Below are 25,009 nucleotides of genomic sequence, written 5' to 3'. Positions count from 1 at the left end.
CTCGTGGAGGATAGGACCGGGGAGGTGCCGGTGATGCCGGAGCTGTCGCAGGAGAGCGAGCAGGGAAGGGCCGTCCTGCCGTGGGGTGCCGCGGAGGTGACGGGCCCTTCGATGGTGCCGACGCTGCACCACGGGGACCGGCTGCTCGTGCACTGGGGGGCCCGGGTGCGCCCCGGTGACGTGGTGGTCCTGCGCCACCCCTTCCAGCAGGACCTGTTGGTGGTCAAGCGGGCCAAGGAGCGGCGCGGGGGCGGCTGGTGGGTGCTCGGCGACAACGCGTTCGCGGGCGGCGACAGCACGGACTACGGAGTGGTTCCCGAGGAACTCGTCCTCGGGAAGGTCCGGTTCCGCTACCGGCCGCCCGCGCCGGGCCGCCGCTCGCCGTTCGCGCTGGCGCGCTGGGCGCTGGGCGCGGTGCGCCCGGTGCTTGCGGAACGCTCCGTCTCCAGGCGCTTGCGGGCGCGGTAGGCGGCGACGTTGGCCCGGGTCGCGCAGCGGTCCGAGCAGTAGCGCCGGGAGCGGTTCGTGGATGTGTCCAGATAGGCGTTCCTGCACGGCGTCGCCTCGCACAGGCCGAGGCGGTCCACGCCGTGCTCGGTGAGGTGGAAGGCGAGGCCCATCGCGGCGATCGCGGCGTACCCGGCCGTCGCGTTCGAGGGGTGGTCCGCCAGGTGCAGGTGCCACAGCGGGCGGCCGTCGTCGTCCCGGTGGTCGTGGCCCGAGATCTGCGGGCTGACGGGGAACTCCAGGAGCAGTGAGTTCAGCAGGTCGACCGCGAGCGTCTCGTCGCCGCCGTCGGCCGCCTCGAAGACCGCCCGCAGCCTGGCCCGCACGGACCGGAAGCGCGTGACGTCGGAGTCCGTGGCGCGGCGGGCCATCTGCGTGCTCGGCCCGAACAGCTCCCTGATCGCCTCGACGGTCGTCAGCGCGTCCTTGTTGCGGCCCGGTTCCTCGCTGTTGACCAGGCGTACGGCGTAGTCCGAGTAATAGGCCAGTTCCACTTGTAGTCCTTACGAGGGCGGGCTATGGTCATCTCGTCGGCCGGTAATGGCCGCTTGCGGTACCAGGGTATTACGTAGTGGAGGGGTTCTGATGACGGAAACGGGGACCGGCACCGAGGCCGAAGCCGCGCTCGGCACCGACTGGCGCGCCTGGCAGGACAGCTGGGACCGGCAGCAGCAGTGGTACCTGCCCGACCGCGAGGAGCGATTCCGGATCATGCTCGACATGGTCGAGGCCGTGGTCGGAACCGCACCGCGCGTCCTGGATCTGGCATGCGGTACGGGAAGTATTACGGACCGGCTGCTCAAGAGGTTCCCGGACGCGACCAGCGTCGGCGTCGACCTCGACCCCGCGCTGCTCACCATCGCCGAGGGCACCTTCGCCGGGGACGACCGGGTCACCTTCGTCACCGCGGACCTGAAGGACCCCGACTGGACCGCCGCGCTGCCGCACGACTCGTACGACGCCGTGCTGACCGCCACCGCGCTGCACTGGCTCTTCAGCGAGCCGCTCGCCACGCTCTACGGCCAGGTCGCCACAGTCGTCAGGGACGGCGGCGTCTTCATGAACGCCGACCACATGCCCGACCCCGCGACCCCGCGCATCAACGCCGCCGAGAGCGCCCACCGCCACCGGCAGATGGACCGCGCCAAGGCCGAGGGCGTCCTGGACTGGAAGGAGTGGTGGCAGCTCGCCGCTGAGGACCCGGTCCTCGCCGCGCCCACCGCCAAGCGGTTCGAGATCTACGGCGAGCACGCGGACGGCGACATGCCCTCGGCCGAGTGGCACGCCCGCGCCCTGCGCGAGGCCGGGTTCGCGGAGGCCCGCCCGGTGTGGGGCTCGCCCTCGGACGCGGTGATCCTGGGTCTGAAGTAGGGCGCCGCGCACCCGGGCAGAGCGCGCCGAAGGGGCCGGTACGGAATCCGTACCGGCCCCTTCGGCAATCGACGCACCAAGCGCTACAGGACCTTCGACAGGAACGACTGCGTCCGCTCGTGCCGCGGGTTCGTCAGCACCTCGCGCGGGTGGCCCGACTCGACCACCACGCCCTCGTCCATGAAGACGAGGCTGTCGCCGACCTCGCGGGCGAAGCCCATCTCGTGCGTGACGACGATCATCGTCATGCCGGACTCCGCGAGGTCGCGCATCACGTCGAGGACGTCACCGACCAGCTCGGGGTCGAGCGCCGACGTCGGCTCGTCGAACAGCATCAGCTTCGGGTCCATCGCCAGCGCGCGGGCGATCGCCACGCGCTGCTGCTGGCCGCCGGAGAGCTGCGAGGGGTAGTTGCCCGCCTTGTCGGCGAGGCCGACGCGCTCAAGGAGCTGACCGGCGCGCTCCCGCGCCTGGGCCTTGGCGATGCCCTTGACCTGGACCGGCGCCTCCATGACGTTCTCCAGCGCCGTCATGTGCGGGAACAGGTTGAAGCGCTGGAAGACCATGCCGATGTCCCGGCGCTTCAGGGCGACTTCGCTGTCCTTGAGCTCGTACAGCTTGTCCCCCTTCTGCCGGTAGCCGACCAGCTCCCCGTCGACGTACAGCCGCCCGGCGTTGATCTTCTCCAGGTGGTTGATACAGCGCAGGAAGGTCGACTTGCCGGACCCGGAAGGGCCGATCAGGCAGAAGACCTCACCCGACTTGACCTCGAGGTCGATGCCCTTGAGCACCTCGACACTGCCGAAGGACTTGTGCACGCCCTCGGACTTCACCATGGCGGTCATCAGCGGACACCTCCCGCGCGGTTGCCCAGCGACAACATATTGGCCTTGATCTTCTGGAAGGGGGTGTCCGGCAGGGTGCGGGACGAGCCTCGGGAGTAGTACCGCTCCAGGTAGTACTGCCCGACGCTGAGGATCGACGTCATGATCAGGTACCAGCAGGCGGCGAGCAGCAGCGTCTCGACGGTGGCGCCGGACGAGGTACCGATGTCCTGGGCGTACTTGAGGAGCTCGTAGTACTGGACGGCGGCGACCAGCGACGTCGTCTTCAGCATGTTGATGAACTCGTTGCCCGTCGGCGGCACGACGACGCGCATCGCCTGCGGCAGCACGACCCGGCGCAGCGTCTTGCCGTGGCTCATGCCGAGCGCGTGCGACGCCTCGGTCTGGCCCTCGTCGACCGAGAGCAGACCGGCGCGGCAGATCTCCGCCATGTACGCGGCCTCGTTGAGGCCAAGACCCAGCAGCGCCGTCAGGAACGGCGTCATGAAGTCCGACCACTCGTCCTTGTAGATCGGACCGAGGTTGATGTAGTCGAAGACGAAGCCGAGGTTGAACCAGACGAAGAGCTGGACCAGGACCGGCGTGCCGCGGAAGAACCAGATGTAGAACCAGGCGATCGACGAGGTCACCGGGTTCTTCGACAGGCGCATGATCGAGAGGAGCACACCGCCGACGACGCCGATGAGCATCGAGAGGAAGGTGAGGATCAGCGTCTCGCGGACACCCTTGAGGATGCGCTCGTCGAAGAAGTTGTCGGGGATCGCGCCCCAGTTGATGTCGCCCTGCGAGAAGGCGTAGACGATCGCGGCGAGCACGCCGATCGTCAGGACCGCGGCGATGTAGCGGCCGAAGTGCCGGACCGGGATGGCCTTGATGGCCTCCGCCGGGCGGGCCGTGGGGACGTCGTCCTCCGGGCCCTTCTTGGAGATGTCGGGGGTCACGTGAGTGGCCTTTCAGCGACTGGGAGGGAAGGGGGAGGGGGTCACTTGCCGCCGTTGATCACGGCTTCCTTGACCGCGCCTTCCTCGACGCCCCACTTCTTGGTGATCTTTTCGTAGTCGCCGTTCTTGATGATCGCGTCGAGGGCCGCCTTGATCGCGTCACGCAGCTCGGGGTTCTTCTTGGAGACGGCGATGCCGTACGGCGCCGCCTCGACCTGCTCGCCGACCAGCTGGAAGTCCTTGCCGCCGCCCGAGGTCTTCACCGCGTACGCGGCCACGGGGAAGTCGGACGAACCCGCGTCGGCGCCGCCGGAGCGCAGTCGGGTCTGGGCCTGCTGGTCGTTGTCGAACTGCTCGATCGCGATCTTCTTGCCGCCCTTGCACTTCTTCGACTCGGCCTTGGCCAGGTCGTGCGAGACGGTGCCGCGCTGGACGACGATCTTCTTGCCGCAGAGGTCCGCCCAGGTCTTGATCCCCTGGTCGTCGCCCTTCTTGGTGTAGATCGAGACGCCCGCCGTGAAGTAGTCGACGAAGTCGACGCCGGTGCCGACCTTCTTGCCGTTCTCCTCGTCGATGCCTTCCTGACGGTTCTTGGTGTCCGTCATGGCCGACATCGCGACCTGGTAGCGCTTGGAGCGCAGGCCGCCGAGGAGGGTGTCGAAGGTGCCGTTCTCGAACTCGAACTCCACGCCGAGTTGCTTGCCCAGCGCCTCGCCCAGGTCGGGGTCGATACCGACGGTGTTGCCGGACTTGTCCTTGAACTCGACCGGCGGGTAGGCGATGTCGGACCCGACCTTGATGACGCCCTGGGCGCGGATGTCATCGGGCAGCTTGTCGGCGAGCGGGGCGTTGCTGACCGAGTCGCTCTCCTTGTCGTTGGTCTGGTCGCCGCAGCCGGAAAGCAGCAGCGAGCCGACGACCGCGATCGTGCCGACCGCGGCAATCCGGGACTTCGCGGACTTGCCTGCGGTCTTACGACAAATGGAGCTGGCGGTCATGGTGGGTCCTCCGGCGGATGAGGGAGTTGCCGATGGGTCGGGCACACACCTTCGGGTGTCGCGACCTCGTGTGATGACGGCATCTTGCCATTCGGACCGTCCGATTCTGGGTGCCGGAGATGTCAAAATCGGATAACGGGCGAGCCTCGAATCGCACCATCCCGGTACGGCAAGGGCGTAAAGGGGTCGGAGCGAATCGTCGTCAACCGAGGGATTTCCGGTGAATCTCGCGATGTGGACCGTTCGGTTCCTGAATGCGCCATGAAATGCGCTATCCGGAGAATACGGACATCCGGTTGTTCGGGGAAGATCCACGAACGGTTCGGGCGGCGCCGAATGGATCTCTTTCCCTCCGCTTTCCCCCAGTGACACTCGTCCCGCCCTCCAGGGACTTCTGCTGAGCATGCTGCAACCAATGTCACTCGCCCGTGCCCACCGCCTTCGGGTACAAAGGTTGGCTACACCCCTCATCCGGGGCCCAGGGCGCGTGTGCGGCGCGCCCGCGTGTCCGTACCTCCCCCCGCCGACAGGTGGGGCACGGACGCGGTGCCCGCCCACTTCTCAACCGGGAGTGGACACCCTCAACTGATGAATAAGACTTAAGGGGTCAGACAAGTGGCAGCGGAGATCATCAATCCTCGCAGCGACAGCAGTACGGATCACGAGGGCCCCGCGGGTGCGGCCGAGCCCTTCGATCCGGCGTTTGCGCTGCACCGTGGCGGCAAGATGGCCGTGCAGGCCACCGTGCCGGTCCGCGACAAGGACGACCTGTCCCTGGCGTACACGCCCGGCGTCGCGAAAGTGTGCAGCGCGATCGCCGAGCAGCCGGAGCTCGTCCACGACTACACGTGGAAGTCGAACGTCGTCGCCGTGGTGACCGACGGGACCGCCGTGCTCGGTCTCGGGGACATCGGGCCCGAGGCCTCCCTCCCCGTGATGGAGGGCAAGGCCATTCTGTTCAAGCAGTTCGGCGGCGTGGACGCGGTGCCGATCGCGCTCGCGACGACGGACGCCGACGAGATCGTCGAGACGGTGGTGCGCCTCGCCCCGTCGTTCGGCGGCGTCAACCTGGAGGACATCTCGGCGCCGCGGTGCTTCGAGATCGAGCGCAAGCTCCAGGAGCGGCTCGACATCCCCGTCTTCCACGACGACCAGCACGGCACCGCCGTCGTGACGCTGGCCGCGCTGCGGAACGCGGCGAAGCTGACCGGGCGCACGCTCGGTGAGCTGCGGGCCGTCATCTCCGGTGCCGGTGCGGCCGGGGTCGCCATCGCCAAGTTCCTCCTCGAGGCGGGGCTCGGCGACGTGGCGGTCGCGGACCGCAAGGGCATCGTGAGCCGGGACCGGGACGACCTCACCCCGGTCAAGCGGGAGCTCGCCGAGCTGACCAACAAGGCCGGGATCAGCGGCTCGCTGGAGGCCGCGCTCGACGGCGCCGACGTGTTCATCGGCGTCTCCGGCGGCACCGTCCCGGAGCCGGCCGTCGCCTCCATGGCGCCGAACGCGTTCGTGTTCGCCATGGCCAACCCGAACCCCGAGGTCCACCCCGACATCGCGCACAAGTACGCGGCCGTGGTGGCGACCGGGCGCTCGGACTACCCGAACCAGATCAACAACGTGCTCGCCTTCCCCGGCATCTTCGCGGGCGCGCTGCAGGTGCGGGCCTCCCGCATCACCGAGGGCATGAAGATCGCCGCCGCCGACGCCCTCGCGGACGTCGTCGGGGACGAGCTCTCCGCGGAGTACGTGATCCCCTCACCGTTCGACGAGCGGGTCGCCCCGGCCGTGACGGCGGCGGTCGCCGCCGCCGCCCGCGCGGAGGGTGTCGCCCGGAGCTGATCCGGGCCCACACGGGCCGATCCGGGCCCATGCGAACCGACGCGCCCCCTGCCGTGCACACCGTGCGGCAGGGGGCGCGGTGCGTGTGGTGCGTGCGCGCGGTGCGTGTCACAGCCGTCCCTGGTTCCGCCGGGGTACCGGTCGCGCCTAGGGTCGCCTCATGTTCGCTGCCTACGCTGCCCGTATCGACCGTGACCAGCCGCTCGACGGCCTTGAGTTGGGGGAGCGGCCCGCCCCAGAGGCGCGCTCCGGCTGGTCGACCGTGAACGTCAAGGCTGCCTCCCTCAACCACCACGACCTGTGGTCGCTGCGCGGGGTCGGCCTCGGCGAGGACAAGCTGCCCATGATCCTCGGCTGCGATGCCGCCGGGATCGACGAGGACGGGAACGAGGTGGTGCTCCACTCCGTCATCGGGCAGTCGGGGCACGGCGTCGGGCCGCGTGAGGGCCGCTCCATCCTCACGGAGAAGTACCAGGGCACCTTCGCCGAGCGCGTGGCCGTCCCCACCTGGAACGTGCTGCCCAAGCCGAAGGAGCTGTCCTTCGCGGAGGCGGCCTGCCTGCCGACCGCATGGCTGACCGCGTACCGCATGCTGTTCACCAACGCCGGTGTACGGCCCGGTGACTCGGTCCTCGTGCAGGGCGCGGGCGGCGGTGTCGCCACGGCCGCGATCGTGCTCGGCAAGGCGGCGGGCCTGCGGGTCTTCGCGACCAGCCGGGACGAGGCCAAGCGGAAGCGGGCGCTGGAGCTGGGCGCGGTGGAGGCGGTCGAGGCGGGCGCGCGGCTCCCGCAGCGGGTGGACGCGGTCATCGAGACGGTGGGCGCGGCGACCTGGTCCCACTCGGTGAAGTCGCTGAAGCCCGGCGGCTCGCTGGTCATCTCCGGGGCGACCAGCGGTGACCGCCCCTCGCACGCGGAGCTCACCCGCATCTTCTTCCTGGAGCTGAAGATCGTCGGCTCGACCATGGGCACCAAGGACGAGCTGGAGGACCTGCTGGCCTTCTGTGCGGCCACGGGCGTGCGGCCCGTGGTCGACGAGATCCTGCCCCTGGACCGGGCCCGGGAGGGCTTCGAGCGCCTGGAGTCCGGCGAGCAGTTCGGCAAGATCGTGCTGGAGGTCTGACCTTCGCGCGTCGGCGTCGGCTCCCCGGGGCCCGGGCTCAGCTCCTCGGGGCCCGGGCTCAGCTCCCCTGGGCCGGGGCGCGCAGGGCCGCGCCGATGTGCGCCGCCGCCTGGGAGAGATGGCGGCGCGCCTCACGGAGCTGGGCTTCCGTCACTCCGTTGTCCCGGGCCGCGTCGCGGATGTCGTCGCGGAAGCGGTCCAGGAGGCGGTCCAGGTCGCGGCCGGGGTCACCGGTGGCGTCCTCGTGGGCCCAGTCCGGCGCGTAGTCCACGGGGAGGTCCTCGCGGGCGGGGCTGAAGGCGGGCTCGTCGGTGGCGGTGGCGGTGGCGGTGGCGGTGGCCGTTCCGGTGTCCGCGGCCGGTGTGGCGGCTCCGGTGTCCGGTCCCGTGCTGGTCCCGGGGGCGGCGGCGGTGTTCTCGGGGCGGGTGCCGAAGCCCGTGCCGAAGTCCTTCCCGAACCGCGTGCCGAACTCGCCGAACTCCTTGGCCAGTTCGGAGAGGCCCTCCCGCAGGCCCGTCGGCCAGTCACCGCGCGTGAAGTGGTCCTGCACCTGGTCCTGCACGCGCTTGACGATGCGCTGGGCCTCCGCCTGGGCCTGCCGGGCCTGGGCGTTCGCCTGGTCAGTTGCGTCCTTGGCCTGGCGGCGGGCGCGCTGGGCCTCCTCGCGGGCCCGGCGGCTCTCGTCCTTCGCACGCCTGGCCTGCTCCTTCCAGCCCTGCTTGGCGCGCTTGAACTCCTCCTTCGTCTGGTGCCAGTTCTCCGAACCGTCCGGGGCCAGGGCCTCCTTGGCGGCGGCCCGCATCTCGCGGCGCAGCTCGCCCGCGGCGCCCTGCACTCCGTCGCGGATCTCGGCGGCGAGCTCGGCGACCGACTCGCGGATCTCCAGCTCGAGGTCGGCCAGCTCGCCGCTGCGTCCGGCCAGCTCGGCGCGGCCCGCTTCCGTGATGGCGTAGACCTTGCGGCCGCCCTCGGTGGTGTGGGTGACCAGGCCCTCGGCCTCCAGCTTGGCGAGGCGGGGGTAGACGGTGCCCGCGGAGGGTGCGTACAGCCCGTGGAAGCGCTCTTCCAGGAGCCTGATCACCTCGTAGCCGTGGCGGGGGGCCTCGTCGAGCAGCTTGAGCAGGTACAGGCGCAGGCGGCCGTGGGCGAACACGGGGGGCATTTCAGAGCACCTTCTTGTCGGTCGGGTCGGCGTCAGCCGGGGGGACGTCCAGGGGGACCTCGGGGATTCCGGGGGCCTTGTCGGCCTCGGCGGCGCTGTCGGCCCTGTCGGCCCCGTCGTCATAGAGGGGATCCTCCTCCATCTGCGGCCTGCGCAGGAGCGCGATGGATCCGGAGACCGTCGTCGCCCTGAGCCGTCCGCGGCCCGCGCCAAGGCGTCCCGTGATCCGCTTGGCGCCCCACTGGCCCCCGACCCGCAGGTCCTCGAAGGCGTTCGACACCGATCCGCTCGCCGTGTCCACCTCGACCTCCGCGTCCGCCGGATGCGGGAGCCGGATCGCGATCTCGCCCGAGACGCTCGTCAGGGCGAGCTCGGTTGGGGCGGCCGTCGGATCGAGGTCCACGATCATCGAGCCGCTGACGGAGTCGGCCCGCACACAGGGGCCCGCGGCCTCGACGACCGTGAGGCCGCCGGACACGGAGCTGAAGCGGAGGTCGCCGGTGACGCCCTGTGCCTCGACGTTCCCGGAGACCGTGTCCGCGCGGACCGTGCCCGCGAGGCCGAGCAGTGTCGTGTCGCCGGTGACGCCCTTCACCTCCGTGCGTCCCTCGACGCCGGAGACCACGGCGCCCGCGCCGACGACGCCCACCTCGACGCGGGTCGTGGCGGGCACGGCGAGGGAGACGACCGCGCTGCGGCGCCAGCCCTTGCGGTCGAGCCACTTGAGGAAGCCCTTCCAGGGCAGGTCCTCATAGGCGACGGTGAGCGTGCCGTCCTCCTGGGTCACCCGCAGGGGCGGCCCGTCGATCTCGGTGACCTCCAGACGGGCGGAACCCTCGTCCGTGCCCACCACGTTCACCGTTCCGTTGACTATGCGGACGTGGAGCGCGGTCACGGGGGCGTCGAACGTGAGCTTCACGGGCTCGGCGACGGACCACTCCGACATGAGCTGACCTCCTGGGCGGGCCGGGTGGGACGCGCCATATCGCGTCCTCTCTCATTCACGATATATCGCGGATCCAGGAAGTCAAGAAGTCCGCCGAGAAGGTGGATTATGAGCCGATTGGGCAGATCTGTCCTAGCGTGGGGCTCATGTCGTCCGATGCTTCCTCCGGTGCGCTGCTGCTCTGCCGGGCCGAGCCCGATGTCGTCGAGATCGCGGTCCAACTGCTCCGCGAGCGGATGCTCCTCGCGGAGGCCGGTCCCGGCTGGAGCGTGCTGGTGCCCGAGAGCAAGCCGTGGCTGCACGGCGGGGAGCCCGTCGACCGGGTGCTGACCGGGTGGGCCACCGCGCTCGCCGTCGGCTCGGCATGGCCCGTGCTCGCGCTCTGGTGGGACGGTGACCGCTCCGGCTACACCCTCGCGGCGGGGTTCCGGCGGACGGTCGGATACGAATGGCTCGCGAACGGGACGCCTCTCGGCGAGGACGAGGCGATGCGCACGTTCGCCGCCCGGCTCGGCCTCGACCCCGTACTGGACATGCAGTCCCTGGAGGCGCTGGCCCGCCCCGACACGGAGGCGGACGCGCGCGCCAGGATGCTCGGACTCCTCGCCGTCCTCACCCGCACGGGCCTCACCCTGCCGCCCGGCCTGAGCCCCGGCGAACCGGCGGACCGCCTGCGCGAGGTGGCCCGCATCCAGCAGGGCGTGCGGTCGGTCGAGTGGCCCGGATGGCGGGACGCGGTCCGCGCGGAGTTCGAAGCGGTCGACAAGGGCCCGCTCGGCCCTTGGGTGCGCGGCCCCAGAGCAAGGGCCCTGGCCGCGGCCCAGCTCGCCGCGGGCCTGCCCCTGGCGGCGTGGGCGCTGCGGCGGCGCAGCGCGGGCTGGGGTGCGGCGGCGGCGCTGCTCGTGGTGCAGGGGGCGGCGGGGCTTGCGTACGACCGGGTGCGGGGCGTCTGAGGTCAGCGGGGGCGTACCGCGTCAAGGACGAGGGCCAGGAGTCGGCCCGGCTGGGCAGGGTCCGCTCCGGTGCGTGTCGTCGACAGGGCGATGCCCACCACCAGCTGGATCAGGTCGGCCGCCGTGAGGTCGCGTCGCGCGGCGCCCGCGTGTTGGGCTCGCGCAAGGAGGCGGCGGGCCGAGTCCTGGATGCGCCGGTGGCAGTCGTCCGGGTGCAGGGCGTCCGGGTCCGCCGCCCCCTCCACCAGCAGCGCGCTGCCAAGGCCCTGGTTCACGCGTGCATGGGCGAGGAAGGCGTGCAGCCACTCGGTCAGCGCCTGGCCGGGGGAGTCGGCGGCGAGCAGGGTCTCCGCGTGGCCGCACAGGGTGTCGATGCGGTCCTGCAGTACCGCGGTCACGAGCGCGGGACGGTTGGGGAAGTGGCGGTAGAGCGTGCCGGGGCCCACGCCCGCGCGGCGCGCGATCTCGTTGAGCGAGGCCTCGGGGCCCGACTCGTCGAACGCCGCGCGTGCGGTGGCGACGATCCGCTCCCGGTTGCGCCGTGCGTCCGCGCGGGGGCGGCGGCCTGCGGAGGGCTCGGTGTCCTCGGGATTCCTCACCGGCCCATCTTCGCTCCCTGCCCGTCCGGGGGCTAGCCATGCGGAGAGGTTCTCCGTATCGTGGTCGCCGATTAAGCGGAGAGCCTCTCCGGAAATGTGGGAGGCCGTGCAGGCAGGGGTGGGTACATGAGGGGCGATTCGGTGCGGGACGGACTGGGGGCGGCCGGGGTGTGGACCCTCGCCTTCGAGGGGCATCCGGCGGGGCGCGTGCGCGAGGCCGCCGCGGAGATCGAGGAGCTGGGGTACGGCGCACTCTGGTACGGCGAGGCCTTCGGGCGGGACACCGTCGGCCAGGCCTGGCTGCTGCTGTCCGCGACGCGACGCATGGTCGTCGCCTCCGGCATCGCCAACATCGCCTTCCGGGAACCGCTCACCCTGGCCGCCGCGGAGCGCACCCTGGGCGAAGCCTTCCCGGGGCGTTACGTGCTCGGCCTCGGCGGCCACCGGGTCGACGACACCGTCTCCGAGATCGACGGCTACCCCGTCCCCACCCGCGGCAAGGCGCTGTCGACGATGCGCAGGTACCTGGACTCCATGGACGCGGCCCCGGCCCACGGTCCAGTGCCGGACCCCGCCCCGCACCGCGTCGTCGCCGCGCTCGGGCCGAAGATGCTGGCGCTGGCCGCCGAGCGGACCTGGGGCGCCCACCCCTACTTCGTGCCCGTCGCACACACCGCGCTCGCCCGCGGAATCATGGGGCCGGACGCGTTCCTCGGCGTCGAGCAGGCCGTCGTCCTCGACACGGACATCGAACGGGCGCGTGAGGTCGCCACGCGGCACGTGGCGGATTACGTCACGAGAGCACCTCACCAGGCGGCGAACATGCGGCGCATGGGATTCGGCGACGAGGATCTCGCGGGCGGACGCCCGAGCCGCCGCCTGGTCGACGCGATCGTCGCCTACGGAGACGTCGACGTGCTCCACGCACGCGTGCGCGAACATCTCGACGCGGGCGCCGACCACGTCTGCGTACAGGTACTGACCGCCGATCCCGGCGACCTGCCCCTGCCGCAGTGGCGGGAGCTGGCCCCCGCCCTGCTCGGCAGGTGACGGTGACTACTCGTCCTCGTCCTCGTCGTCCAGCCGCGCCAGCCACGTCGCCAGGCGCTCGACCGGGACCTCGAAGTCGGGGTTGAGGTCCACGAACGTACGGAGCTGCTCGGCGAGCCACTCGAAAGTGACCTCTTCCTCGCCGCGCCGCTTCTCCAGCTCCTCGATGCCACGGTCGGTGAAGTACAACTCAAGCTCCTGAAGACGGTCCGTGGGGGCGGCTGCTCCCGCTTCATCGTATTCGGTGCGCGGACGCCTCCGACCTGGCCGGTTTCGTGCGCCGTTCGGGGGTCGCCTGCAACCATGCGGGCCACTAACCTCGTCGCAGATCAAGTGACGAGGGCGAAGGGTGAGTTCAGCGGAGAGCGGGGGGACCGTGGCGGGACACGTCCAGCAGATCGAACTGCCCGGCGGGAAGATCGTGCACGCGCGCATCGGTGCGTCCGGCGCCCACGGTGAGGACGACGAGGACGTCGGCGTGTTCGACACCGCCGTCGCCAGGGTCGAGGAGCTCGGGGAGCTGATCCGCGGGGTCGGCGCCTCCGTGCTCGACGCGGCCGCCGCAGCCAGGCCCGACGAGGCCAGCGTCACCTTCGGCGTGGAGCTCAGCGCCAAACCCGGCAAGGTGATCGCCGTGCTCGCCGAGGGCGAGGCCAAGGCGTCGGTGCAGGTCACGCTCACCTGGCAGTGGGAGCGCCGGGACAGCGGGGCCGACCCGGCCGCCCCCGTCCCTGATGCGACTTCGGGCCCCCGCCCCGACGGACAGCACACCACACCCCCGCATGTCTGAGCCCGCCCCCCGCCTCGACGCCCTCGCGCAGGCCGCCACCGTCCACCTCCTGGCGGCGGACGGCGCCGACGGCACGGACGGCCGGGACGGGGGCGAAAGCACCATGTGGGGCAGCGGGTTCTTCGTCGCGCCCGGCTGGGTGCTGACCTGCGCCCACGTCCTGCGGCCCCATCTCGCCAGGGACCGCGAGCGGACGTTCGCCGTGCGCGGCACCGACCTCAACGACGGCATCCCCGTCGCCGCCCGCATGGCGCACTGGCTCATCGGCGACCACGAGCGGTCCGTGGTGCCGCCCGAGGAGGACCTCGCCCTGGTCCGGCTCCTCGACGACACCGTCGAGCACGAGTGCGTGTGGCTCGCCGAACGTGCCGTACGCCCGTTCGGCGACGTCGTCGCGTACGGCTACCGGCCCGATGAGAACGAGGGCAGCGCGGGCGCCAAGCCCTGGAGCGCCGACGCCGAGATCAACGTCCGCGACGACGGCGCGGGCCTGCGCTTCGCGCCCGACATCGCCTTCCCCAAAGGGGTCTCGGGCGGCCCGCTGCTCGACCCGCGTACCGGCGCCGTCGTCGGCCTGATCAAGTCGCGGCGCAGGGAGCGCGACGGCGGCATGGCCGTCGCGACGCTCGCGCTGCGCCAGTTCGGCGAGGCCTACCGCACGGTGACCGCCGCCCACGACCGCTGGCACGGCACGGCCCCGCGCGTCATCACCGGCGACAACTGGATCGACGAACAGCAGCACCTGCTGGGCGCGGAGCGGCGGCCGGGGCCCGACCAGTGGTCCCCCAGGGACCGCCGCAGGGCGCTGGCCCTGCTCGCCCGGCTGCCCGACCCGGGCGCCGCGCCGTCCGTCGCCAAGATCGTGCGCAAGGTACGGGGACGCAAGCCGCCCGGCGCCGCGCCCGCGCTGCTCACCTGGCGCGACGGCCACGGGCTGCTGTACGACAGCGCCCTGCCCGAGGACGCGCTGACGTTCCTGCACTACCTGCGGCTCGTCGCCGCGTACGTGCGCAGCCGCGGCGGCGACGCCGAACGGCTGGAGGAGTGGGTCGCCGAGCGGCTCAGGGAGGACGACCGCACGCATCTGCACGCCCTGGTCACCGAGGCCCGGCTGCCCGACGGGCTGCTCCCCGGGCCCGAGGGTCCGGACCGCGCGGCCGTGCCCTACCCCGGCCCCGGCGAGGGCCCCACGGTCACCGTGCTGCTCGACCCGGTCATCAGCGTGACGCCCGCCCGCTTCCACTGGCAGATCTGGGTCACCCACGGCGACCACGCGGACGAGGAGACGTACGAAGGGGACTTCGGGCGCTGTGACATGGAGATGGCCGCCGAGGACTACTCGGGGGAAGGCTTCCTGCCCAGGGAGCTCGTCCAGGCCCTGCGCGCGCCCCTGAACAGGACCCTGCACCGGCTGGACGGCGAGGGCCCGCCCGTGCCGCTCGAATTCGCCCTGCCCGCCGAGCACTTCGACACCCAGGTGCACCGCTGGCAGTTCGACGACATCGCGAAGCTCTACGCCACCGAGCGGCTCGGCACCCAGCGCCGCGTCGTCCTGCGCGATCTCGCGCGCCGGGCGGATCCGGACAACCCCGACTGGCACGACCGGTGGCGGTCGGTGGCCGCCGCCCACGAGCTGGCACCCGCCCGCGTCCCCGAGCGGGACAGCAGGCCGCACGTCCGGCACTTCCAGAAGCTGCCGCACACCGCGATCCCCGTGATGTGCCGCCCCGCGGGGCGCGGCGTGGGGCGCGACGCCATGAAACTGGCCCTCGGCAGCGGGCACGGCGTCGTCCTGTGGCACATCGAGGGGCACGCCACCCGCGGCTGCCAGGACACCTGCGAGGACCTGCACGCAGGCGTGGCACAACTGCTCGGCAGGCTCGGCTCGGTGGCCGAACTCCCGGACCGCATCCGGCACATCAGGCAGGACATCAGCAGCGGCAGGGACGACCGGCACTGGGCGGAACCCCTCGCACTCCTGTACGACGACCCGCGGCGGCCGCTGCCGCCCGAGGACACGATGCCGGCGGACTCGCCGTGAGGGCGGTCCGCGCGGTCGTACTCCGCCGCCCAACTCCCTGGCCGGAAAGCACTGTTCAACCGCCCGTGCGTGGGTACATTCCCAACGGCCCGTTGTGGGCGCACGCCGCCCCCGTCGGCCAGGCCGTGGTCAGTCGTTCCAGCCACCGACCGTCGACGAGGAGCACGCAGTGAGCGGATGGTTCATCTACGAAGGCGTCGGGGGTCCGGATCCGGACAAGATCCGTCGGCTGCCGGGACCGCCGCCCTGGCGCGCCTTCGACGCCGCACCGGTGCCCTACGACGTCCCTGACGTCGACTCCGCGACGCGCCGCAGGCTCGGCGACGCGGACGTCCCCATGTCCGTGCAGGGCGCCGAGACCCTCGAACTCATCAACGCCGCGCTCTATCTGCGCCGCCCCCTCCTCGTCACCGGCGAACCCGGCTCCGGCAAGAGCACCCTCGCGCACTCCCTCGCGTACGAACTGGGGCTCGGCCGCGTCCTGCAATGGGCCATCGTCAGCCGCAGCGAGCTCAAGGACGGGCTCTACACGTACGACGCGATCGGCCGCCTCCAGGACAACCAGCTGGGCCGCGACCACTCCGAGGACATCGGCCGCTATCTGCGGCTCGGCCCGCTCGGTACCGCACTCATCGCCTCCGACCGGCCGCGCGTGCTGCTCATCGACGAGCTCGACAAGAGCGACATCGACCTGCCCAACGACCTCCTGAACGTCCTGGAGGAGGGCGAGTTCGGCATCCCCGAGCTGGAGCGGATCGCCGACCGGCCGGGACAGGAGACCGTGCAGGTCCTCACCGACGACGGCCGCCGCGTGCCCGTCACCCGCGGCCGGGTGCGCTGCCGGGCCTTTCCCGTCGTCGTCCTGACCAGCAACCGCGAGCGCGAGTTCCCGGGACCGCTGCTGCGCCGCTGTGTCCCCCTCGACCTCGAACCGCCCCGCGACCAGCGGCTCGCCGCGATGGTCCTCGCGCACTTCGGGACGGGGGCGTACGACACGAACATCGACCTCGTCGACCAGTTCACGGACGCCGAGGCGGACGGTGCGCTGCGCCCCACCGACCAGCTCCTGAACGCGATCTTCCTCGCCCAGCATGCCGCGCGGCAGCAACCCGAGCGGCGCGAGGAGATCGCCGGGCTGCTCATGCGGCCCCTGGACCGCGGGCCCCGGTGACGCCGTGACCGCCGCCCCGCACCGCGCCGACGCCGTGAGCGATGCGCTCGCGGCGCTCGTCGCGCGGCTGCGGGACGCCGAACTCTCCCCGTCCATCCCGGAGCTCGCGGACTCGCTGTGGCTCGCCGCTCAGCTCGCGGCGCGCGACGAGGGGACGGACGGGGACGGCCGGGCCGAACCGGAGCGGCCCCGGCCCACCGGGTCCGTCGGCACGTCGCAAGAAGCCGCGCCGCACCCCGCACCCGCCCCGCCCGCCCCCGCACCGCGCAAGCCGCCCGCGCTCGCGCCCCGGGCCCGCCTCGTCGTGCCCGTCCAGGACGGCGGCGGCCCCGAACGGCCGGGCGGCGTCCCCGTGCAGGTGCCCGCCGCCGCCGTGCTGCCCGACCCGCTCGCCCTGCAGCGCGCGCTGCGGCCCCTGCAGCGGTACCGGCCGCCGGTGCGTCCCGTGCCCCGCGACCTCGACGAACCGGCCACGGCAGAGCGGGCCGCCGACACCGGCCTCGTCGTCCCCGTGCTGCGGCACGCCCGGCGGCGCGAGGCCCGGCTCCTGCTCGTGATGGACCTGTCGACCTCGACGGTCGTGTGGGAGCAGGCACTCGGCGAATTACGCCACGTGTGCGAGCGGTCCGGGGCGTTCCGCGAGGTGCAGGTGCAGTTCCTCCACGAGGGCGACGACGGGCTCCCCGGATACGCGGCGACGGCCCGCCCGGGCGCCGCCCTCCAGAACCCCGGACGCCTGAGCGACCCCACGGGCAGTCGGCTCACCCTCGTCCTCAGCGACTGCGCGGGGCCGATGTGGCGTGCCGGGCGGATGCAGCGGCTCCTGTACCGGTGGGGCTCGCTCGCGCCGGTCGCCGTGGTGCAGCCGCTGCCCCAGCGGATGTGGCGGCGTACGCACCTGCCCGCCGGTCGCGGCCGTCTGCACCGGTGGGAAGGGCCCGCCGGGCACCTGGAGTTCGAACCGGCGGGCGCCGGTCCCGCCGCCCGGCAGCGGCGGCACATCCCCGTGCCGGTGCTCGCCCTGCGGCGGTCCTCCGTCGAGGGCTGGGCCCGGCTGGTGTCGGGCGCGACCGGTCAGTCCCTGGAGGCGGCGGCGGGCCTCGCCGAGGCCGAGCACGGGCCGTCATCGGCGCCCGTGCGGGCCCGGCAGGAGGTCGGCGGGGCGGAGCGGGTGCGGGCGTTCCGGCGCTCCGCGTCGCCCGCGGCCTGGCAGCTCGCCGTGTATCTGTCGGCGGTGCCGACGATCCTGCCGGTGATGCAGCTCGTGCAGCGCGCCATGCTGGCGGGCAGCGGGCCCGAGGTCCTCGCGGAGGTGCTCCTCGGCGGGCTCCTGAAGCGCAGCGAGCGGACCGACGACCCCGAGGTGCTCGCCTACCAGTTCCTGGACGGCGTCGAGGAGGAGCTCATCGGGCACCTCGCGCAGGACGACGCGCGGCTGCTGCAGAAGCACTGTTCGGACTACCTGGAGCGGCGGTTCGGCCGCAGCGTGCACAACTTCCCCGCCACGGCGGTCGCGCTCCTCGGTGACGCGGGCGAGCCCGTGCAGCCCGCGAGCCCCCGCGCCGAGGCCGACCACCCCGGGCTCCGGGCGTTCGCCGAGGTGTCGGGCGAGGTCCTGCGACGTTTCCTGCCGAAGGACCTCGCGGGAGACGGGCAGGCCCCCGAGGGCGGCGACGCGGCCGCGCTGCGGGCGGCGGCCCGGGCGGCCCGCGAGCGGTACGCGCGGCAGCGGCAGGCGCGTGAACTCGACCGCGCGGTGGACCTGCTGGAGGCGGCGGTCGCGGCGTCGCACGGCGGTCCCGGGCGCGACGGCATCCTCGCCGAGCTGGGCGAGACGCTGTTCCTGCGGTGGACGGCGCGGCGGAGCGTCGCGGACCTGCGCGAGGGGCTGCGGGCCGCGGTGACGGTCGCGGAACGGCCGCCGCAGACGCGGCTGCTGCTCGGCGCGGTGCTCATGGAGATCGCCGAGGAGGTCGAGCGCTCGGGCACGGCGGCGGCCGCGCTGCCGGACGAGGTGCGGGCGCGGGCGGCCCGCCTCGCGGGCGAGGCGCCCCGTGGCCCCCGCGGGACGCGCGGCGCGCTCTGGGCCGAGTACCTCCTCCTGAACGACGCGGTGACCGAACTCCTCCCGATCCCCGCCCACATCGGCGACGACAACGCCCACCCGGGCTGGCCCGCCCAGCGCGCCCTGGCAGAGGTACTGGGGCGCTTGGCGGTGGTGGCGGCCCGCTTGGTCGAGGCGGGGGTGCGGGTCGAGGGCGGCGGGGGCGGGGGAGCGGGCCGTGGGGCGAGGGCCGGTGGTGGGGCGGGCTCGGGGGCGCGTCCTGGGACGGGTGCGGGGCCGGGGGTGAGCGGCAGTGGTGCGGGGGCGGACGTGGGCGGGCAGTCGGGGCAGGGTGCCGGTCGGGACCGGAACCGCGGCTCGGAGTACGGGAGTGGTGCGGGGGCGGACTTGGGCGGGCAGTCGGGGCCGGGTGCCGGTCAGGGCCGGGACCGTGGTGCGGGGGCGGACTTGGGCGGGCGGTCTGGGCCGGGTGCCGGTCAAGGCCGGGGTCGTGGTTCGGAGTACGGGAGTGGTGCGGGGGCGGATCCGGGTGGGCGGCCGGGAGTGGGGCCGGATGCGGGGGCGGGCGTCTCCCCGGGTTCGGAAACTGCTGCGGGGCGAAGCCCGGTCCGGGGGACGAGTCCGGGCGGCGGTATGGGTGAGGGCGTACCCGCACTGCCTCCGGGATCCGGGCTTCCACCCGAACCGGCGCCGGAGCCTGCACCGCCGTCCGGGCTGACGGCAGAATCCGAGCCCTCGGAGGGAGCGCCGCCGAGGCCCGGGAGTGCGGGCTCCGGGGCCGTGCCCCGGTCCCGGCGCGGCGCGTCCGGCGGGCAGAGCGGTGGGGCCTTCGGGGGGCGTGTCGTGCAGGGCGGGCCCGGGCGGGGCGGGCTCGCGGACACCTTCGGGGGCGCGTCCGGCGGCGCGCCGCGCGTCGACTTCAGCGACGGGGTGTTCCGCGGCCCGGTCAGGAGCGGCGCCACGGGCACCCCGGCCCGCGCGGCCCACCTCGACCTCGGCGACGCCGCCTTCTACGGCAGCACGCTGGGCGGGCCCCGCCACGGCGCGGGCGGCCCCCGCCCCCAGGACGTCTACGTCGACTTCATGCGCCGCGCCGTCGACACCACCGGCGTCCTGACGACGGGCCCGGACCCGGCCGACGGACTCCTGCTCCGGGGGCGGCTGCGCAAGCGGCTCGCACGGCACTGCACGGGGCGCGGCGAGATCGCGCGGGACGGCGTCGACCGGAGCGCGCCGGACGGCACCGCCATCGCCGCCGACGCCTGCGACGACCTCCAGGAGGCCCTCGCGCGGGGCATGTTCGCCGCCGACGAGCGCAGCCTCGCCTGGCTCGACCTCGCGGAGGCCCTGCAGCTCGCCTGGTGCCACGACGCCGACGAGGGCGGGCAGCTGCTGATCCGCACCGCCCTGGAGGAGGCGCTCGAAGCGGCCGACGGGGACCACGACCTGACCCTCGCCTGCCATGTGCGCGGCGCCGACGTGCACTGGGCGCGCCATCTGGCCACCGGCCTGGCCGACCACCGCCAACTGGCCATCGAGGGCTGGGCGAAGGCCCTGCCCCTGACCTCGCGGGACGACCCGAGCCAGGTCGTGCTGATGTCGCGGCTCGGCGCGGCCCTGGCCCAGCGCGGTGTCGCCACAGGATCCGCCGCGGACACCGACGCCGCCGTGCGCCATCTGCGTGAGGCGGTCGAGGCGACGCCCTCGCTCGACCCGGGCAGGGACGAGCGCCGGATGCACCTCGCCGCCGCGTACATCGCGCGGTTCCAAGTGCAGCAGGTGCTCGCCGACCTCCACGAGGCCGAGTGGCTCCTCGGCGCCGTCGCGCGCAGCGTCACCGACGGCGTGCTCGCCGCGTACTGCTGGCTGCGGCGCGGCGAGGTGGCCGCGCAGATCTACGCGCGCACCGACCTCCTGGTCCAGCTCCACTGGGCGGCCGAGTACTACCGCAGGTCGGCCGAGGCGGCCGTGGCCGCAGGTGAACCGTCGCTCGCCGCAGAGGCGTACCAGTCGCATGCCGAGGCGCTGGAGGAACTCGACGACCCCGAGCGGGCGTTGACGGAGTACCGCAAGGCCGGGCAGCTGCTGCCCGAGTACGGCCCGGACGCGGCGGCGTACGTGAGGGCTGACGAGATCCGCGACGCCATCACCCGCCTAGAGACCCTGCTGGGCGGAGCGTGACCGCCCCCGCCGCGGAGAGCGGCATACCCCTGTCCGACCGGCAGCCCCTGCCCGACCTCCCCCCGCTCGCCGCCCTCACGCCCCACGCGGACCACCCCGGCCACCCCGTCTACGCCGCCCTGCTCGCCGACCTCGCGGAGCGCGCCGCCGCCAAAGGACCGGTCGTCGCCCGGTACGAGGACGCCCCGTGAACCGCCCGGCCGGACCCGCCCCCGCCGGGCCGCACCCCGCCCCCGTCTGGCCCCACGCCACCCTCGACACATCCGCCCACCACCCCGTCCCCTTCCACCAGTTCGTCCTGAAAGTCCACGGCCGCTGCAACCTGGACTGCGCGTACTGCTACATCTACCGCTCCCCGGACACCAGTTGGCGCGACCGCCCGGCCCGCGCGAGCGCCACCGTCATGCGCAGGACCGCCGCCCGCATCGCCGAGCACGTCACCCGGCACCGGCTGCCGCGGATCCGGGTGGAACTGCACGGCGGCGAACCGCTCCTGACGGGTCCGGACGCGGTCGTCTCGTACGTCCGAGAGGTACGCGCCGCCGTCCCCGCCGCCTGCGAGGTGACCGCCACCGTCCAGACCAACGGCACCCTCCTCACCCGCCCCACCCTCGACCGCCTGACCGCCGCCGGTGTCCGCGTCGGCCTCAGCCTCGATGGCGGACGGGCCGACCTCAACGCCCGCAGGACCGACCACGCGGGCCGCCCCTCCTGGCCCGCGGCAGAAGCGGCCGCAAGGCTCCTCGCCGCGCACCCGGCCCCGTACGCCGGAATCCTGTGCACCATCGACGTCACCACCGACCCCCTGGACGTCTACGAGTCGCTGCTCGAACTGCGCCCGCCGGGCGTCGACTTCCTGCTGCCGCACGCCCACTGGGGCGCGCCGCCGCCCGGCACCGCGCGCGAGGAGCGCCCCGGCAGACACCGGCCGCGCCCCACCCCCTACGGCGACTGGCTCGCCGCCGTCTTCGACGCCTGGTGGGACGCGGGACGGCTGCGCACCCGCGTCCGGCTCTTCCGGGAGATCGCGGCCCTGCTGCTCGGCCTGCCGAGCACCGCGGAGGCCGTCGGCCTGTCACCGCTCGCGGCGGTCGTCGTCGACACGGACGGCGCGATCGAACAGGTCGACTCGCTGAAGTCCGCCTACCCGGGCGCCCCCGCCACCGGCCTCGACGTCTTCCGGCACGGCTTCGACGAAGCCCTGCGCCACCCCGGCATCGCCGCCCGCCAACTCGGCCTGGAGGGACGGGCCGCGGAGTGCCGGAGCTGCCCCGTCGTCCGGGTCTGCGGCGGCGGCAACTACGTCCACCGCTACGCACCGGGCAGCGGATTCCTGCACCCCAGCGTCTACTGCGCCGACCTGGAACGCCTCGTCCGGCACATGGCGGACCGCCTTGCCACCGTCACATCCGGATCAGAGGCGTCAACTCGGCTACTCTGACGCCTCTTTGGCGCACAATTGACTTCCCTGTGCACGCACGTGCCAGCATCGCCACCACTCCACCGGACAAGGAGGCCGCGCATGACCGGACCGCAGGACGCCGAGCGCCCCCACGTCACCGTGGTCTTCGCGGGCCAGAGCGAGTCCTGGGCCAAGTGGATCGAGCACCAGATCCGCGCCGCGGGCCGCGGCACCACCCTGGTGCGCTGGAACCCGCTGCAGCGCCCGCCCACCGCCGACGCCCTCACCGACCTCCTCGAAGCCCCCGGCCGCATCCTGCTGCTCATCGACGACTGGTACGAGAAGCTCGGCACCGGACGCTTCGAGGCATGGGCCGCCGCCCTGCGCCAGGTGCTGCCCGCGCACCGCGAACGGATCGCCGCCGTCAGCATCACCGCCAAGGCGCTGCCCGACGCGGTCATCGCGCTGGCCCCCGTCGAACTGCGCGGCCTGCGCCCCGAGGCCGCCCGCAGCCGCGTCCTGGAGTGCGCGGGCATCGCCGCCCCGATGACCCTCGTCGCCCTGGCGCCCGGCCCCCGGTTCCCCGACGACCTGCCCGAGGTGTGGAACGCCCAGCGCCGCAACCGCCGCTTCACGGGCCGCACCCGGCTCCTGGAGACGATCCACGACACGTTCGCGGCGGCCGGCACCGACGGCTGCTCGCTCGCCCTGCACGGCCCCGGCGGCATGGGCAAGACCCAGCTCGCCCTGGAGTACGTCCACCGGTTCGCGGGCGACTACGACATCGTGTGGTGGGTCACCGCAGCGGGCCGCATCACACCCCGTGAGCAGTTCGCGGCCCTCGCGCCCCGGCTCGGCATCGAGGTGTCCGGGCAGCTCGACACGGTCATCGACGCCGTGCGGCGCGAGCTGACCCGCACGCCACGCCCCTGGCTGCTCGTCCTGGACGGCGCGGAGGCACCCGACAAGGTGCGCGACCTCATCCCGGAGGGGCGCGGCCACGTCCTGGTGACCACGCTCAGCGCCGACTGGGCCGCGCACACCGAGGCGGCCGTGCCGATCCCGCCCTTCGAGCGCACCGAGAGCGTCGCCTTCGTCGGCCGCAGGGCCGCCCGGCTCGCCGAGGAGGACGCCGAGCGCCTCGCCGAGGCCGTCGAGGACATGCCGCTGCTCCTCGACCAGATGGCGGCCTGGCTCGACGTCACCCCGACCGCCGACGTGCCCGGCTACATCAAGGACATCCGCGGCGGCAGGCCCGACCGCTTCGGCGTCGTGGAGTCCCGCGACTACCCCGAGTCCTTCCAGGTCGCCTGGGCCAAGACCCTCAACACCCTGCGCGAGGGCGCCGCGACGGCCTGGCAGCTCCTGAACCTCCTCGCCTGCTTCTCCCCGGACGTCGTGCCGGTCCGGCTCCTGCAGACCGCGCGCCGCGGTGACCTGCCGCGCCCCCTCGCCGAGCTGGTGTCGGAGCCGAGCAGCTGGAACACCGCCCTGCGCAGGCTCTCCGAGATCACCTCCATGCGCGTCGAGTACGAGCCGGGGCGGATGGACATCCAGCGCGTCAGCACCCTGCGCATGCACCGCCTCTTCCACCGCTACGTCGTGGGCATCCAGTCCCCGCACGACCGCAAGCGCTACTCCGAGGCCGCCCGCAAGATCCTGGTCACCGCCGACCCGCGCGACCCCGGCTCCCGCGCCAACTGGGCGCGGTACGCCGACCTGATCCCGCACCTGGAGCCGTCCGGCGCCCTCGCCTCCACCGACGACGACGTACGCGAACTGGTCCTCAACTGCATCGAGTACCTGCGCATGCGCGGCGAGGAGAACGACGGCTGGTGGTTCAGCAGGGAAGCCGTGCGGCACTGGCGCGCCGCCTCAGGACCCACCGACCGTGCCGTCCTCGTCGCCGTCCACCAGCAGGCCAACATGTTGCGCAGCCTCGGCCGCAGCGCCGAGGCCGAGGCCGTGGGCCGCGACATCCTGGACCGCCTCACCGCCACCGGGAGCGCCCGACCCATCGAGGTGATCCGCGCCAAGGACGGCCTTGCGGGCACCCTCCTGGCGATGGGCCGCTACGACGAGGCGCGCGGGCTCTTCGAGGAGGCCGCGAGCCAGGCGTCGGCCGAGCTGGGCGGCGAGAGCGTGCCCCGCACCCTCAGCCTGCGCAGCAACCTCGCCGTCGCCCTCGGCCTCCAGGGGCACTACGGCGGCGCCCTCGCCCTGCACCGCAGGATCCTGGAGGACCGCGTCCAGCTCCTGGGCGGCAAGAACCCGCTGACGCTGCACTCCGCGCTGCGCACCGCCTGGATGCTGCGCCTCCTCGGAAACTACGCGGAGGCGCGGCAGATCCAGGGCCACAACTCCCGGCTGCACGCGCAGGTCCTCGACCACCGCCACAGCCAGACGCTGTACGCCGAGCACAACCTCGCCCTGTGCGACCGGCGCTCCGGCGACCTGGCGTCCGCGCGGGAGGGGATGGGCCGGGTGCACGAGAAGGTGCTGCTCAGGCGCGGCGAGGGCCACCCCGACTCGCTGATGGTCTCCTGCGACTACGCGATGCTCCTGCGCCAGCTGGGCCGCGCCGCGGAGGCCCGCGAGCTGGCCGGGCGCACCGCGGAGGCGTACGCGCACCAGCTCGGGCAGGCTCATCCGTACGCCGTGGGCGCCCGGGACAACGTGGCGGGGCTGCTGCGGGACGCGGGCGAGACGGAGGCGGCGCTCGCCCTGTCCGGGCGGGTCCGCGTGGAGATGGAGCGGGCGGTGGGGCCCTGGCACCCATGGGCGCTCGGCTGCACCCTCAACGGGGCCATCACGCTCCTCCTGGCGGGCGACACCGACGGTGCGACGGCCATCGCCGGGTCCGCCGCCAAGCGGTCCGCCCACACCCTCGGCGAGTCCCACGTCCTCACCCGCGACCTCCGGTCGGTCCTCACCCTGGGCCCCGGCCTGCTCACGGGCGGCGTCCCGCACTGGGACTTCGAGCCCCAGCCGATCTGACGGACCCCGCACACGCCGGTGGGCCCGG

Annotated in this window: 21 protein-coding genes; 13 read left to right on the top strand and 8 right to left on the bottom strand. The window is 73.2% G+C overall.

Annotated features, from left to right (window positions below):
• Positions 1-33 precede the first annotated feature (33 nt).
• Entirely contained in the window at positions 34-468 is a 435-nt protein-coding gene (sodX, locus tag AC068B_RS06190; protein ID WP_478670238.1) for a nickel-type superoxide dismutase maturation protease, read from the top strand.
• Here sodX and AC068B_RS06185 read toward each other — a convergent pair.
• Entirely contained in the window at positions 351-1,001 is a 651-nt protein-coding gene (locus AC068B_RS06185; RefSeq protein WP_478669405.1) for a CGNR zinc finger domain-containing protein, read from the bottom strand. The two genes, sodX and AC068B_RS06185, sit on opposite strands and share 118 nt — an antisense overlap.
• 91 nt (positions 1,002-1,092) lie before the next feature.
• Here AC068B_RS06185 and AC068B_RS06180 point away from each other — a divergent pair, with 91 nt between their 5' ends.
• Complete coding sequence (locus tag AC068B_RS06180; RefSeq protein WP_478669404.1) at positions 1,093-1,878, top strand: methyltransferase domain-containing protein; 786 nt, start codon at positions 1,093-1,095, stop codon at positions 1,876-1,878.
• Positions 1,879-1,961: 83 nt separating this feature from the next.
• Here the strand turns inward: AC068B_RS06180 and AC068B_RS06175 are convergent, their stop codons facing one another.
• Genes AC068B_RS06175 through AC068B_RS06165 form a run of 3 tightly spaced genes read right to left on the bottom strand, consistent with a single transcriptional unit; the run spans position 1,962 to position 4,662 of the window.
• A complete protein-coding gene (locus AC068B_RS06175; protein WP_478669402.1) occupies positions 1,962-2,723 on the bottom strand; it encodes an amino acid ABC transporter ATP-binding protein in 762 nt (253 codons plus the stop codon).
• Entirely contained in the window at positions 2,723-3,664 is a 942-nt protein-coding gene (locus tag AC068B_RS06170; RefSeq protein WP_356256315.1) for an amino acid ABC transporter permease, read from the bottom strand. The genes AC068B_RS06175 and AC068B_RS06170 overlap by 1 nt, the downstream gene beginning before the upstream one ends.
• Positions 3,665-3,705: 41 nt before the next feature.
• Positions 3,706-4,662 carry an ABC transporter substrate-binding protein gene (locus tag AC068B_RS06165; RefSeq protein ID WP_478669401.1) on the bottom strand — a complete coding sequence of 319 codons (957 nt, stop codon included), beginning with the start codon at positions 4,660-4,662 and terminating at the stop codon, positions 3,706-3,708.
• A gap of 615 nt (positions 4,663-5,277) precedes the next feature.
• Between AC068B_RS06165 and AC068B_RS06160 the strand changes: the two genes are divergently transcribed.
• Both AC068B_RS06160 and AC068B_RS06155 read left to right on the top strand, forming a co-directional pair.
• Complete coding sequence (locus AC068B_RS06160; protein WP_478669399.1) at positions 5,278-6,501, top strand: NAD(P)-dependent malic enzyme; 1,224 nt, start codon at positions 5,278-5,280, stop codon at positions 6,499-6,501.
• Between the two features lie 160 nt (positions 6,502-6,661).
• On the top strand, positions 6,662-7,624 hold the full coding sequence (locus AC068B_RS06155) for a zinc-binding dehydrogenase (protein ID WP_478669398.1): 963 nt from the start codon (positions 6,662-6,664) through the stop codon (positions 7,622-7,624).
• Between the two features lie 58 nt (positions 7,625-7,682).
• Here AC068B_RS06155 and AC068B_RS06150 read toward each other — a convergent pair whose 3' ends face one another.
• Positions 7,683-8,786, bottom strand: a complete 1,104-nt coding sequence (locus AC068B_RS06150) for a helix-turn-helix transcriptional regulator (RefSeq protein ID WP_478669397.1) — start codon at positions 8,784-8,786, stop codon at positions 7,683-7,685.
• A gap of 1 nt (position 8,787) precedes the next feature.
• Positions 8,788-9,732, bottom strand: coding sequence for a DUF4097 family beta strand repeat-containing protein (locus tag AC068B_RS06145; protein ID WP_478669395.1), 945 nt, complete (start codon positions 9,730-9,732; stop codon positions 8,788-8,790).
• A 146-nt stretch (positions 9,733-9,878) separates the two neighbouring features.
• Here AC068B_RS06145 and AC068B_RS06140 point away from each other — a divergent pair, with 146 nt between their 5' ends.
• Positions 9,879-10,685 (top strand): hypothetical protein, encoded by an 807-nt coding sequence (locus AC068B_RS06140; RefSeq protein ID WP_478669394.1) that lies wholly within the window; start codon positions 9,879-9,881, stop codon positions 10,683-10,685.
• 2 nt (positions 10,686-10,687) lie between these two features.
• On the opposite strand, the gene AC068B_RS06135 is transcribed toward AC068B_RS06140, so the two are convergent.
• On the bottom strand, positions 10,688-11,284 hold the full coding sequence (locus AC068B_RS06135) for a TetR/AcrR family transcriptional regulator (RefSeq protein WP_478669392.1): 597 nt from the start codon (positions 11,282-11,284) through the stop codon (positions 10,688-10,690).
• 126 nt (positions 11,285-11,410) lie between these two features.
• On the opposite strand from AC068B_RS06135, the gene AC068B_RS06130 reads away from it, so the two are divergent.
• Positions 11,411-12,334 carry a TIGR03620 family F420-dependent LLM class oxidoreductase gene (locus tag AC068B_RS06130; protein WP_478669391.1) on the top strand — a complete coding sequence of 308 codons (924 nt, stop codon included), beginning with the start codon at positions 11,411-11,413 and terminating at the stop codon, positions 12,332-12,334.
• Positions 12,335-12,340: 6 nt separating this feature from the next.
• On the opposite strand, the gene AC068B_RS06125 is transcribed toward AC068B_RS06130, so the two are convergent.
• Positions 12,341-12,523 carry a DUF6104 family protein gene (locus tag AC068B_RS06125; RefSeq protein ID WP_003961784.1) on the bottom strand — a complete coding sequence of 61 codons (183 nt, stop codon included), beginning with the start codon at positions 12,521-12,523 and terminating at the stop codon, positions 12,341-12,343.
• Positions 12,524-12,710: 187 nt separating this feature from the next.
• Here AC068B_RS06125 and AC068B_RS06120 point away from each other — a divergent pair, with 187 nt between their 5' ends.
• The 7 genes from AC068B_RS06120 to fxsT all read left to right on the top strand — a co-directional run bounded on the left by AC068B_RS06120 (position 12,711) and on the right by fxsT (position 24,981).
• Positions 12,711-13,124 (top strand): CU044_2847 family protein, encoded by a 414-nt coding sequence (locus tag AC068B_RS06120; protein ID WP_478669390.1) that lies wholly within the window; start codon positions 12,711-12,713, stop codon positions 13,122-13,124.
• A complete protein-coding gene (locus AC068B_RS06115; protein ID WP_478669388.1) occupies positions 13,117-15,165 on the top strand; it encodes a VMAP-C domain-containing protein in 2,049 nt (682 codons plus the stop codon). Before AC068B_RS06120 ends, AC068B_RS06115 begins: the two co-directional genes overlap by 8 nt.
• Positions 15,166-15,334: 169 nt before the next feature.
• Complete coding sequence (locus AC068B_RS06110) at positions 15,335-16,336, top strand: AAA family ATPase (RefSeq protein ID WP_356256341.1); 1,002 nt, start codon at positions 15,335-15,337, stop codon at positions 16,334-16,336.
• Between the two features lie 4 nt (positions 16,337-16,340).
• Complete coding sequence (locus tag AC068B_RS06105) at positions 16,341-20,582, top strand: SAV_2336 N-terminal domain-related protein (RefSeq protein ID WP_478669387.1); 4,242 nt, start codon at positions 16,341-16,343, stop codon at positions 20,580-20,582.
• Complete coding sequence (locus AC068B_RS06100) at positions 20,579-20,773, top strand: hypothetical protein (protein WP_478669385.1); 195 nt, start codon at positions 20,579-20,581, stop codon at positions 20,771-20,773. The genes AC068B_RS06105 and AC068B_RS06100 overlap by 4 nt, the downstream gene beginning before the upstream one ends.
• Positions 20,770-22,023, top strand: a complete 1,254-nt coding sequence (locus AC068B_RS06095; protein WP_478669384.1) for an FxsB family cyclophane-forming radical SAM/SPASM peptide maturase — start codon at positions 20,770-20,772, stop codon at positions 22,021-22,023. Before AC068B_RS06100 ends, AC068B_RS06095 begins: the two co-directional genes overlap by 4 nt.
• Positions 22,024-22,104: 81 nt before the next feature.
• Positions 22,105-24,981: an FxSxx-COOH system tetratricopeptide repeat protein gene (gene fxsT / locus AC068B_RS06090; RefSeq protein ID WP_478669382.1), complete on the top strand. Its 2,877-nt coding sequence runs from the start codon at positions 22,105-22,107 to the stop codon at positions 24,979-24,981.
• Positions 24,982-25,009 lie beyond the last annotated feature (28 nt).

The organism is Streptomyces sp. NPDC042371, assembly GCF_056437465.1.
This window is presented reverse-complemented; position numbering and strand designations above follow the sequence as displayed.

Coding starts and splice junctions, on each gene's coding strand:
- AC068B_RS06130 (WP_478669391.1), top strand. CDS start 11,411: ATGAGGGGCGATTCGGTGCGGGACGGACTGGGGGCGGCCGGGGTGTGG.
- AC068B_RS06150 (WP_478669397.1), bottom strand. CDS start 8,786: ATGCCCCCCGTGTTCGCCCACGGCCGCCTGCGCCTGTACCTGCTCAAG.
- AC068B_RS06145 (WP_478669395.1), bottom strand. CDS start 9,732: ATGTCGGAGTGGTCCGTCGCCGAGCCCGTGAAGCTCACGTTCGACGCC.
- AC068B_RS06115 (WP_478669388.1), top strand. CDS start 13,117: ATGTCTGAGCCCGCCCCCCGCCTCGACGCCCTCGCGCAGGCCGCCACC.
- AC068B_RS06155 (WP_478669398.1), top strand. CDS start 6,662: ATGTTCGCTGCCTACGCTGCCCGTATCGACCGTGACCAGCCGCTCGAC.
- sodX (WP_478670238.1), top strand. CDS start 34: ATGCCGGAGCTGTCGCAGGAGAGCGAGCAGGGAAGGGCCGTCCTGCCG.
- AC068B_RS06165 (WP_478669401.1), bottom strand. CDS start 4,662: ATGACCGCCAGCTCCATTTGTCGTAAGACCGCAGGCAAGTCCGCGAAG.
- fxsT (WP_478669382.1), top strand. CDS start 22,105: ATGACCGGACCGCAGGACGCCGAGCGCCCCCACGTCACCGTGGTCTTC.
- AC068B_RS06175 (WP_478669402.1), bottom strand. CDS start 2,723: ATGACCGCCATGGTGAAGTCCGAGGGCGTGCACAAGTCCTTCGGCAGT.
- AC068B_RS06140 (WP_478669394.1), top strand. CDS start 9,879: ATGTCGTCCGATGCTTCCTCCGGTGCGCTGCTGCTCTGCCGGGCCGAG.
- AC068B_RS06180 (WP_478669404.1), top strand. CDS start 1,093: ATGACGGAAACGGGGACCGGCACCGAGGCCGAAGCCGCGCTCGGCACC.